Source organism: Dysgonomonas sp. Shenzhen-Wh21, assembly GCF_043392705.1.
In the GTDB taxonomy this organism is placed as follows: domain Bacteria; phylum Bacteroidota; class Bacteroidia; order Bacteroidales; family Dysgonomonadaceae; genus Dysgonomonas.
On sequence record NZ_JAIXHZ010000161.1, the window covers coordinates 1 to 12287 of the forward strand.

Consider the following 12287-nt stretch of genomic DNA (forward strand, 5'->3'; position numbering starts at 1 on the left):
GTATTAGATTTAAGGTTAACAATGAAGATTGGTTGTCGGGACGACAACCTTTTCTTTTTTATACATCTTTTCGTATGCATCTTATATTATTATATATTACTTTTATTTTATAACATGGAGATAAAAGAGTAAGGTGTGAAAAATTAATTAAGTCTTCCCCTTAAGTTGTTTATCAAAGAAATAATATAATGAAGGTCCCTCTAATTTATTTTCTTTGTATCATGATGGTTCTTCTTTCTTGTTGCTCAAATAAGAAAGAGCTGAACCTATTTCAGAATGAGGGACGCTTGATAAAGTATACTCAGAATATATATAATGAAGCTTATAAATTGGAAGTGAAAATCTACTATTATAATCTCGACCTAAAGGGGTTTAATTTAGAAGATACTACTATCGTATACCCTATGCATAAACAAATAATTAATCTGTATAAAGGTGATTCTTTGATATCAGAAATAAAATTTCAATAGAATCTGAGTATATAAAGGTTGATACATTGATAATGCTACGCTATTATATCGTTGATGTAGGATTTGATGAGATAAATAATCAAGAAGTGATTGTCTTTTATGGAGGGAGCAATAGGGATTATATTACAGAGTTTCTGGGAGCAACCAATTTAAGAGGAGAATGGATTAGTTATCATTTAGGGACTATGTATGAAAATATATATGAATATAATAAGGCTTTTTTCTTTAAGGGTGTCGATTCTTATACTTTACATAAATTAAATAGAGTATTACCTTTATCCTTTCATTGCAATTAGGAGATTCTTAAGAACTAATTTAGGATTGATTTATCGATAATCTCTTATGGGCAGAGTATATTCCTTAATGCGTTAGATTTATTATATTTATTTTAAGAGTGTAACTTTTTGTTTTACCCCACAAGCACCCTTTTTCGCTCCCTAATTACCCAAGCTAAGACTATAAATATTCCAATCCACACCCATAGTACCACAATCAATTCCAATATTCTATCATTGGAAGCACAGGAATAGGATTATAGATAAATTCTATTGAAATATATTTGTGTATAAATAAAAACTATATATCTTTGCGGTGTATAGATAAAAGACATAAGTGTAATTTAAATATAAATAAAATTTATTATGAAACCTATTATTAATTTACAATTACCGGAATTTAAAGTACAAGCTTATCACAATGGAGCTTTTAAGACAGTAACCCATGAAGACGTAAAAGGGAAGTGGGTAATCTTCTTTTTCTACCCCGCCGATTTTACATTTGTTTGCCCAACAGAACTTGTTGATGTAGCTGACAAATATGATCAACTGCAAGCAATGGGTGTAGAGGTTTATTCTGTAAGTACAGACTCACATTTTGTGCATAAAGCTTGGCATGATGCATCCGAAAGTATTCGCAAGATCAAATATCCGATGTTAGCCGATACCGTAGGGGTACTCAGCCGTGCATTTGGCGTGATGATCGAAGAAGAAGGAATGGCATATAGAGGAACTTTCCTATTAAATCCTGAAGGGCAGGTTAAGATTGCCGAAATTCATGACAATGGAATCGGGCGTAATGCAGACGAATTGCTTCGCAAGGTGGAAGCTGCTCAGTTTGTAGCAACACACGACGGTGAAGTTTGTCCTGCTAAGTGGAAAAAAGGCGAAGAAACACTCAAGCCAAGTATAGATCTGGTTGGTAAGATTTAATATTCAAATTTGCAGACCGGCTTAACAAAGCCGGTTTTTAAATCAACGTAATTAAAATTAAAATATATGTTAGACTCATCTTTTAAAGAACAATTACGCTCGATATTCTCTGAACTGAAAAATCAGTATATATTAAATATTACTGCTTTCGACCAGCATGACTCCTATCGTGAACTTGTCGATCTTCTCGATGACGTGGCTTCTTGTTCCGATAATATTTCCTGTCAGATTAATAAAGGTGAAGGGCTCGAGTTCTCTTTATTGAAAAATGGAGAAGATACACGTATTAAATTCAGGGGAGTGCCTAACGGACACGAGTTTACCTCTTTATTATTAGCGATACTGAATAGTGATGGCAAGGGGAAGAATATCCCTGACGAATTTGTTGTAAGCAGAGTTAAAGCTCTTCAAGGGCCTATACATCTTACTACTTATGTGTCGCTGACGTGTACCAATTGTCCTGATATTGTTCAAGCACTTAATGTTATGACTACTCTCAACGCTGAAATATATCACGAGATGGTAGACGGGGCGATAAATCCGGAAGAGGTTGATGCTCTTAAACTGCAAGGTGTTCCCGCAGTATTTGCTGATGGTAAATTGATTCATGTAGGTCGTGGTGAATTCGGTGAATTATTATCCAAACTCGAAGATCAGTATGGAAGCAAAGAATTGGCAGATAATAATCCAACAGTCAGAGAGTATGATGTAGCTGTAATCGGTGGAGGCCCCGCAGGAGTTGCCGCATCTATTTACTCGGCTCGTAAAGGTTTGAAGGTGGCTTTGTTGGCTGAACGCATAGGAGGACAAGTAAAGGAAACCGTAGGAATCGAAAATCTGATTTCTGTAACCAAGACAACAGGTGAAGTGTTGTCGAACAATCTCAAAGTGCACTTACAGGATTATCCTGTCGATATTCTCGAGCATCGAAAGGTAGAGAAAGTAGAGTTGATTGAAGGTAAAAAATTTATATCCGTTGTAGGCGGAGAAAAGATAGTTACTCCCGCTGTGATAATAGCTACAGGGGCTAGTTGGAGAAAACTCAATGTGCCCGGCGAATCGGATTATATAGGAAAAGGAGTCGCTTTTTGTCCTCACTGCGATGGGCCATTTTATAAAGGTAAAGAAGTGGCTGTTGTAGGCGGAGGAAATTCGGGAGTAGAGGCCGCAATAGATCTTGCGGGTATTTGCACTAAGCTAACTCTCTTTGAATATGCAGAAGAACTTAAGGCTGATAAGATTTTGCAAGAAAAAGCCAAAAGCCTCCCAAATGTAGAGATCATACTGAATACCCAAACAACAGAGGTGATCGGTGACGAGAAGGTTACCGGAATAAAAGTGAAAGACCGTACTACCGGTGAAGAGCGTATCGTCAATCTGAACGGCATATTTGTACAGATCGGATTGGCTCCTAATAGTTCTGTTTTTAAAGATCTGGTCGATGTAAATCGTTTTGGAGAAATAGCTATCGATACTCATTGCCGTACGAGTATACCCGGCGTTTATGCAGCAGGAGATGTTACAACTGTGCCATTTAAGCAGATTATAATAGCAATGGGCGAAGGAGCGAAGGCTTCCCTTTCGGCATTCGAAGACCGTATGCGGGGAGTTATCTGATCGTTATCTGATATAAGAATAGCATATTTTATCGTCTGTATGACGAGAAATTGAAGAAGGAAAAATTACAGGTATATGTTGCTTGTAATTTTTTTTTGTCTGTAAATGTATGAATTAAAAAATACGATAAAACTTTATCTTCAAGTTTCGAATAATTCCATGCAATCTTTTTACCTTTACTTGTGTTTAGTAGTGTTTATAAATATGGACTTCAGAACAAAAATAGAAATTCCAACACCAGACTTTAAGATATCTCATAAGAGTCATATTGTGATATTTGGCTCTTGTTTTGCCGAGAATATGGGTAAACTGTTTGTGGAAAATAAATTCAATGTAAATCTCAATCCTTTTGGGATTCTCTACAATCCCTTATCCATTAGTCGGGCTTTGAGGCTGCTTATCGAAGAAAAGGAGTTTACAGAGAAAGAAATTTTTGAATACAAAGGACTTTATCAAAGTTTTTGGCATCATGGGTCTTTTTCAGATGTAGATAAGGATAAATGTCTGCAAGGGATAAACCATAGTTTGATGAATGGGTCAAACGATATTCGCAAGGCCGATGTCCTTTTTGTTACATTTGGAACAGCGTATGTCTTTCGGTCTTTGAAAGAGAATGTGGTAGTTGGTAATTGCCATAAGCTGCCTGCTGCTGAATTCGAACGTTTTCGTCTTTCTGTTGAAGATATTTTAGCAGAGTGGGAAGGTTTGGTAAAGGATTTGAGAAAAATAAATCCATCGTTGCGAATAGTGTTCACGGTAAGTCCTGTTCGTCACCTCAAAGATGGAGCCCATGATAACCAGTTGAGCAAATCTACTTTGCTTTTGGCTGTAGATAAAATTTGTAGCATGGTAGAAGGTTTGCATTATTTCCCTTCTTATGAAATTGTTTTGGATGAATTACGTGATTATCGATTCTATGATGAAGACATGACTCATCCAAATCAGATAGCAATTAAATATATCTGGCAACGATTGTCAGAGACCTATTTTGATGAAGAAGCTCCCCCTATAATAAAAGAATGGCAGAAAATATATCAGGCTCTAAATCATAGGCCTATAAATAACCAAAGTGATGATTATAAGCATTTTTTAAGGCAAACTTTGTTAAAGTTGAAAGCCTTCAATAAGAAATATCCATACATTTGTTGCGAACAAGAAATTGTGGATTTGGAAAACAGATCTTAATTAAAAAAGAAGAATGAAATATTCTATATATCAGGTAGCTAAGATAATTGATGCTATGCCAACCGATCTGAACGAAACTGCCATTAGTATTCTACTTACTGACAGCCGTCAGGTCTTTTTTCCCGACGAAACATTATTCTTTGCCCTTAAGACTAAGAATAATGATGGACATCGGTATATCTCCGAGCTTTATGAGCTGGGCGTTCGTAACTTTGTAGTATCTGATTTACAACCCGAGTGGGAAGAATATGAAGATGCAAACTTTCTTGTAGTGGTAAATACGCTATTTGCTCTTCAACGTCTAGCCGCATATCATCGCAATCAGTTTAATGTGCCTGTTATTGGTATTACAGGAAGCAACGGTAAAACAGTGGTGAAGGAGTGGCTTTATCAAGTCCTTCATCATGATTTTAATATTACGCATTCTCCTCGGAGCTATAATTCTCAAATTGGTGTACCTCTTTCTGTTTGGCAAATGAATAGCCATACACAGTTGGGCATATTCGAGGCAGGGGTATCTCAACCTGAGGAGATGGCAAAGCTCGAGGCGATTATAAATCCTACTATTGGTGTTTTTACCAATATCGGACAGGCTCATCAGGAAGGTTTCAAATCTATGAAACAAAAATGTCTCGAGAAACTGGAGCTTTTTATAAACTGTGATGTCATTATTTGTGAAGAAGAGAATGAGCTTGTAGACGAATGTATGGAGATAGCCTGTCTTTCTCACAAACGTCTGACATGGTCTCGCAAGGGATCTAACAAAAGTCCATTGCATATAATGAAAGTTGAGAAGCTCGGAAATTGTACGACCATTCATTATTCTATTCTGGGAATGGCCTCTCAGTTTACGATTCCTTTTGCTGATAATGCAGCTATCGAAAATGCTATCCATGTATTGGCTACTGCCATTTATTTGCACTTGTCTTTACCTGATATTAATCAACGTATGGCCGGTCTCGAGCCTGTTGCAATGCGTCTTGATGTACGTCAAGGGAAAAATAATACAATACTGATAAATGATACATACAATTCTGATATAAACTCCTTGGGAATTGCTCTTGACTTTTTGGCTCAAAGGGCAACGGATAGCCAAAAGAGAAAGGTGCTTATAATATCAGATATTCCACAGTCGGGGTTAGTACCTAAAGAACTGTATTATTTGGCATCGAATCTGGTGTTGAATAAAAAAATAGATGTGCTTATCGGTATCGGTAAAGAAATCTCCACATATAAGGAATTGTTTAAGAATGGCGAAATGCATTTCTTCAATACGACCAATGATTTTATCCATTCGAATATATGGAGCGATTTCCATGATATGTTTATTTTGCTGAAAGGGGCACGTAGTTTCTCATTCGAGAGTATAAATAAACTACTGGAGGTGAAAACGCACGAAACAGTGCTCGATATAGATTTAGATGCAATCGTTCACAATTATAACTTTTATAGATCAAGGCTGAACCCTAAAACCAAAATGGTATGTATGGTTAAGGCCGATGGTTATGGTACAGGAGCGACAGAGGTAGCAAAAACATTGCAGTATCATAAGTGCGATTATCTGGCTGTTGCAGTTGCAGAAGAAGGCGTATTCTTAAGGAAACAAGGAATAAAAGTTCCTATTATTGTTCTCAACTCCGAAGTAGGGGGATTTGAAGAGTTGGCGATGTATGCACTCGAACCCGAAGTGTATAATTTCAGAATATTGGATGCTTTTATAAAGGAAGCCAAATTGCAGGGAATTACAAATTATCCGATACATATAAAAATAGATACAGGGATGCATCGGTTGGGATTTACAGAAGAAGATATTCCTGAATTGATGGAGCGTATTAAGTCGCAAACAGGAGTACGTATCCAATCTGTCTTCTCTCATTTAGCTGCAAGTGAAAGTTGGAACTTCGATGATTTTACAGTAGATCAGATTAAAACCTTTAAGAAAATAACACATGCAATAGAGGAGAGTTGCCATTATCCGGTGATGAAGCATATTCTTAATTCGGCAGGGATAGAACGTTTCCCCAACGAGCAAATGGATATGGTGAGGCTGGGTATAAGTCTTTATGGAGTAAGTGCAAGTGGTTTAAACGGACTACGTAACGTATGTACCTTGAAGACCACCATTCTACAAATCAAATATATCAAGGCCGGAGAAACTGTTGGTTATGGGCGTAAAGGCCATTTCGATAAAGATGCCACAATAGCAACTATCCGTATCGGATATGCCGACGGGCTTAGTCGTCAGTTTGGCAATGGAGTTGGTAAGGTATTGGTCAATGGACACATGGTGCCTATTGTTGGAAATATTTGTATGGATTTATCAATGATCGATGTTACGGGAGTAGATGTGAAAGAAGGAGACTCGGTAGTCATCTTTGGGGAAAATCCATCTGTCGTAGATTTGGCTAAAGAAATAAATACAATCCCTTATGAGATACTAACGTCTATTTCTAGCAGGGTAAAACATATTTATTATAAAGAATAAGTTTCGTTAAGCATATATATAATAATAAAGGCTGCAAAATGCAGCCTTTATTATTATATATATGTAATTGTTTATTACTCTTTAAACATTTCATCAAAATCTACAACCTGCTTGCCCGGCAATACTTGATTAAGTACAACCCCAATTATAGAAGCCAGCGCCATTCCTTCCAACGAAAATACTTTGCCGATATGTATTGCTGCTCCCCCGATACCAATAACAAGGATAACGGAAGATATAATAAGGTTGCGCTTACGGCTAAAGTCTACTTTGTTTTCCACAAGCATGCGTAGCCCGCTGGAGGCTATTATACCGAACAAGAGGATAGAAACTCCACCCATTACCGGAGTAGGGATAGTAGATAGCAAAGCGGATATCTTACCACAGAAACCAAACATAATAGCAAAGATTGCTGCACCTACAAACAAATAAATACTGAAAGCGCGAGTTATCGCTAATACTCCGATATTTTCTCCATAAGTAGTATTCGGTGGTCCTCCTAATGTGGCAGCTATCATAGTGGCTACACCATCACCCAGCATAGAACGATCTAGTCCCGGGTCTTTGATCAGGTCTTTGCTAACAACTTTACTCAAAACAAGCTGATGCCCGATATGCTCAGCAATAGGAACTATAGCAACAGGAACCATCATTAAGAATACTCTCCATGTGAAAGAAGGTGTATAATGAACAAATGGGATGGAGAAAGAAGGCATTTCGATCCAGTTTGCTTCAACTACGTGTTGCACATCTACAACTCCTAAGATAATAGAAAATACATACCCGCCAATTATACCTACCAGTACAGGAATAACACTAAGAAATCCGCGAGTGAAAATGGCCGTAAGAATTGTTATGGTAAGAGTTACTAAACCGATGAGTACATAAGTAAGGTCATAATCTCCTGCAGGATTGTTAGTAGCCATGTTAACGGCTGTAGCGGCAAGTCCAAGTCCGATAACCATAATCACAGGTCCTACTACCACAGGAGGAAGCAACTTCATCAGCCACTGTGTACCGGCTCTGTTTATAATAAGTGCAACTACCGAATAGGTAACCCCCACAAGGAAACTACCCACAAGGAAACTTCCCATACCTACACCCGACGAAGGATCGAGTTCCAAAGCTTTTACAGCTATGATGGGATTGATAAAAGCAAATGATGATCCCAGATAAGAAGGGACTTTGCCTTTTGTGATGGCTATAAATACCAATGTACCGATACCACTCGAGATAAGAGCTACAGCAGGGCTCATTCCGGTGAGTGCAGGAACAAGTACGGTTGCTCCGAACATGGCAAATAGATGTTGGATACTCAATAATAGCCATTGGGCGGGTTTAGGCTTTTCTGAAATACCTAAAACAATTTTCTTTTCTTCTTTCATTTTTGAGCGTTTGATATTTGTCTGTTGCACATAAAAAAAGCCGAGAACGAAATGTCCGGCTTTATATTTTATATTTACTATTTATTCAAAATTCTTCGTTTTCATACCTATAGATTTTGTCGGCAATAAAGGTAGTATATTTCTGAAATATAATAAAGTACTTCATAAAAAGATTTTTCAAAAAAAAGCAATACCAGCCAAGATATACTTTTGCCGATACTGCTTTTTCACTATAAATAATCAATGCTATTTTTCTATTCTGATTCTTGCATCCACGGCTATAACTCTCTCTTCGTTAGCCAAAAGCGGGTTGATGTCCATTTCTTTTATTTCCGGAGCAAACCTGAGCATAACCGATAAGCGTACAATGATTTCTACAAATAACTTTTCGTTTAAGCCTTTTTGTCCACGTGTCCCCTTTATTATTTTATATGCTTTTAGCGATTGTACCATCGAAGAAGCTTCATCAAAACTTAAGGGTGCAAGACCCGATGCTACGTCTTTCAGTATTTCTACAAAAATTCCACCCAGTCCACACAAAACAATGTGACCGTATGTAGGTTCATATTTTGCACCGATAAATAGTTCTTGCCCCGATAGCATCGGCTGTACCATGACGGCTGTGGCATCGGTGATTTTCATCAAACGGTCAAACTCGATTGATAAATGGTTTGCTGAATGTATATTCAATACAACCCCTCCTACATCCGATTTATGAATAGGACCTACGCACTTTGCAACAATCGGGTATCCGATTTTGTCGGCAAAAACGATAGCTTCATCTCTGTTGGCTGTCACTATTTCTTGTACTTGTGGAATACCTGCGGCATCAAACAATTGCCTAACCGTTTCACTATCTATATATCCGTCAGCAGAGTTGCTGATAATAGTTCTTATACGGGGTATGTCAACAGATATATCTTCTATTTTGCCTACCGATGGAGGAGTCCAGGAAACAACTTTAGAGAGAGCATTTGCCAAAGCATATTCATCTGTAAAATTGACATGTCCTTTCTTTACAAAGGTTTCCATTTCTTCCGACGCAGCTATCACCGATGGCAATATCGGGTATATCGGTAGTTTGCTGGTCTTTATTTTTTTATCCAGCATATTATAGGCTTCGGCTACATTGCTTACTCCGGGGTTTCCGTATATAACGGCTATACCATTTATTTCTTTAAAGTATGTTTCGCAAAAATCGATACATGTAGCCATGTGTTCGCCTGTTCCTGTTCCTATAATATCTATAGGATTAGATACTGCGGCTCCCGGAAGGAGATGCTTCTTTAGTTCGGCAGCCAAGTCTTTATCCAGTTCTGGAACATCAATATTCCCTTTTGATAGAGCGTCTGTTAATATTACGGCAGGACCACCTGCTTGAGTAATTATAGCCAGATTTCGTCCGTTTATTTTCTTTAATGTCAATACTGCTGCAACGTTCGCAAGTTCTTCGCGCGAGTAGCAACGTATAATTCCCGCTTTTCTGAACAGGGCTTCAACGGCTGAGTCAGAACTCGCTATTGCTCCCGTATGAGAAGATGCTGCGCGACTGCCGGATGTGGAACTGCCCGATTTTATGGCAGCTATTTTGCACCCCTTATTGATGAGGGAAGACGAATGAAGAAGAAACCTATCGGGGTTACTAATTTTTTCTAAATAGAGAAGTTTTATTTTCGGACTGGTTTCCGGATCAAATTCTTTATCTAAATATTCCAATATATCTTCAATTCCTATCTGAGCAGCATTTCCTATTGACCACGCTGAGTTAAATCTCAGCCCAATACGCATAGCAGACTCAATGATATAAGTAATTGTTCCTCCCGAGCTGGAAATTATATCTACTCCATTCGTATCGAGGCTCGGTATAGGACGAGTGAAAATGCTTTGATGATTCGTATTAAAGAAACCTGAACAATTAGGGCCGATCATGATAGCTCCCGCTTTGTTTACGATTTCTATAAGTTGTTTTTCTCTGATAGCACCCTCTTCAGACTCTTCGCTAAATCCGGCCGAAAATACAATAAAAGCTTTCACTCCCTTTTTATTTGCCAAATAGTCTACAGTCTCTATGCATTGGTTGGCAGGTATAGATATAATGGCAAGATCAGCTTGAGGGATATCTTCAACCTTGGTATAGGCTTTAATGCCTTGTATGATACCACCTTTCGAATTTACAATATATAGCTCTTTTTCGAATGTTCCATTTATAATATTATGCAAAACACTCCCTCCCGGTTTCAAAATGTTATCAGAAGCGCCGACTATGACAATGCTTTTGGGGTTTATTAATTGGTTATAAGACATAAAACTGGTTTTGAGTGTTATTTTGCACAAAAATAATGAAATAATATCATAGCTAAGGAATCTATTTTTATAATATAAAACATGTTTTATTATCCCAAAAATATTATTCCTTCAATAAGTTAATTATTAAAGTCTCTGTAAAATTTGCTTATTTTGTAAGTTTTATTTTTTGAAATGCCAGAATACACCAAAATATAAGAATCTTAAATTATGCTGAAAACGCAAATCTCTATGGCTGCATTTGCAGACACAAAACCACATTACAATATACTGGATGGGCTGCGCGGAGTCGCCGCTATCATGGTTGTATGTTTTCATATATTTGAAGCTTTTGCCACCAGCCATTTAGACCAACGTATCAATCACGGATATTTAGCTGTCGATTTTTTCTTTATACTGTCAGGCTTTGTTATAGGCTATGCTTATGATGGTCGTTGGGGAACAATGAAAGCAAAAGATTTTATTAAACGCCGAATTATACGATTGCATCCAATGGTTGTAATGGGAGCCGTTATAGGTGCGATCATGTTCTACCTTCAAGACTGTTCAGTGTGGGATGTATCCAAGGTGAGTGTTGCTGCTTTGCTTATCGCTACATTATTAAATGCACTATTGATTCCTGCTACTACAGCAACAGAGGTGCGCGGTTTGGGCGAAATGTTTCCGCTCAATGGACCTAGTTGGTCTTTATTCTTTGAATATATAGGTAATATTCTTCATGTTTTATTTATTCGCAGGTTTTCGACAAAGATTCTTGCTCTACTTGTTTTTGTTACCGGATGTTGCTTGGCGGCATTTGCGATATTAGGTCCTTTAGGGGATATATGTGTTGGATATTCATTAACCGGAGCTGAATTTATGGGAGGATCGTTCAGATTGTTGTTTTCTTTCTCTGCAGGTTTGCTGCTTTCTCGTATTTTTAAACCAGCCAAGAATGTAAAAGGTGCCTTTTGGATGTGTAGTTTTGTTATCGTTGCCCTTTTAGCTGTGCCACGTATCGGTGGAGCAGAACATTTATGGATGAATGGAGTATATGACACTCTGTGTTGCGTTGTGTTTTTTCCGCTACTTGTCTATTTAGGAGCTTCGGGGCAAACGACCGATAAATACACAATTTGCGTATGCCGATTCTTAGGAGATATTTCTTATCCCTTATATATGGTTCATTACCCTTTTATATATCTATATTATGCTTGGGTGAAGAATGAGAATCTCACATTCCAGGAATCATTACCCGGTGCAGCCGGAGTTCTTGTCGGAAGTATTGCTTTAGCTTATATCTGCTTGAAATTTTACGATACGCCGGTTCGGAAATATTTAGCAAATCGATTTCTAAAACAAAAAAGCAATGTCTAAATCTTTATTTGTTCTTGTTATCTCTATCGGCAAAGTAGAATTTCTGTAGTTTGTTTTTTCTTTAGCGGGTATTTTTCTGATCGTTTTACTTTTTTTCTATTTGCTTGATTGGTCGACTCAGATTGAGTTCTTGTGTCATTTCCCCCTCAAATTTCAAAAAAAGGTTTAAAAAAAATATGTTTAACAACAGTTTGCATATAAGGTATATAGGTATTATTTTTGTAGTTCTGCCAAAAAATATTTTAAAATTAATTGGTAAAAGATTTGGAATGTAAGG

At 37.5% G+C, this 12287-nt stretch carries 8 protein-coding genes; 6 read left to right on the forward strand and 2 right to left on the reverse strand.

Annotated elements, in window-relative coordinates; all coding sequences use genetic code 11:
• The first annotated feature begins 502 nt into the window (after window positions 1–502).
• The 5 genes from LDB17_RS11580 (at window position 503) to LDB17_RS11600 (ending at window position 6965) form a co-directional block, all read left to right on the forward strand.
• Complete coding sequence (locus LDB17_RS11580; RefSeq protein WP_252638526.1) at window positions 503–766, forward strand: hypothetical protein; 264 nt, start codon at window positions 503–505, stop codon at window positions 764–766.
• A 345-nt stretch (window positions 767–1111) separates the two neighbouring features.
• Window positions 1112–1678, forward strand: a complete 567-nt coding sequence (gene ahpC / locus LDB17_RS11585; RefSeq protein ID WP_252638527.1) for an alkyl hydroperoxide reductase subunit C — start codon at window positions 1112–1114, stop codon at window positions 1676–1678.
• 66 nt (window positions 1679–1744) lie between these two features.
• Complete coding sequence (gene ahpF, locus LDB17_RS11590; RefSeq protein WP_252638528.1) at window positions 1745–3295, forward strand: alkyl hydroperoxide reductase subunit F; 1551 nt, start codon at window positions 1745–1747, stop codon at window positions 3293–3295.
• A 204-nt stretch (window positions 3296–3499) separates the two neighbouring features.
• Entirely contained in the window at window positions 3500–4480 is a 981-nt protein-coding gene (locus LDB17_RS11595; protein WP_252638529.1) for a GSCFA domain-containing protein, read from the forward strand.
• Window positions 4481–4493: 13 nt separating this feature from the next.
• Window positions 4494–6965: a bifunctional UDP-N-acetylmuramoyl-tripeptide:D-alanyl-D-alanine ligase/alanine racemase gene (locus LDB17_RS11600; protein WP_252638530.1), complete on the forward strand. Its 2472-nt coding sequence runs from the start codon at window positions 4494–4496 to the stop codon at window positions 6963–6965.
• 74 nt (window positions 6966–7039) lie between these two features.
• Here the strand turns inward: LDB17_RS11600 and LDB17_RS11605 are convergent, their stop codons facing one another.
• Window positions 7040–8350 (reverse strand): solute carrier family 23 protein, encoded by a 1311-nt coding sequence (locus LDB17_RS11605; RefSeq protein WP_252638531.1) that lies wholly within the window; start codon window positions 8348–8350, stop codon window positions 7040–7042.
• A gap of 246 nt (window positions 8351–8596) precedes the next feature.
• Window positions 8597–10654, reverse strand: a complete 2058-nt coding sequence (locus tag LDB17_RS11610; RefSeq protein WP_252638532.1) for an acetate--CoA ligase family protein — start codon at window positions 10652–10654, stop codon at window positions 8597–8599.
• 210 nt (window positions 10655–10864) lie between these two features.
• Between LDB17_RS11610 and LDB17_RS11615 the strand changes: the two genes are divergently transcribed.
• Entirely contained in the window at window positions 10865–12010 is a 1146-nt protein-coding gene (locus LDB17_RS11615; protein ID WP_252638533.1) for an acyltransferase, read from the forward strand.
• Window positions 12011–12287 lie beyond the last annotated feature (277 nt).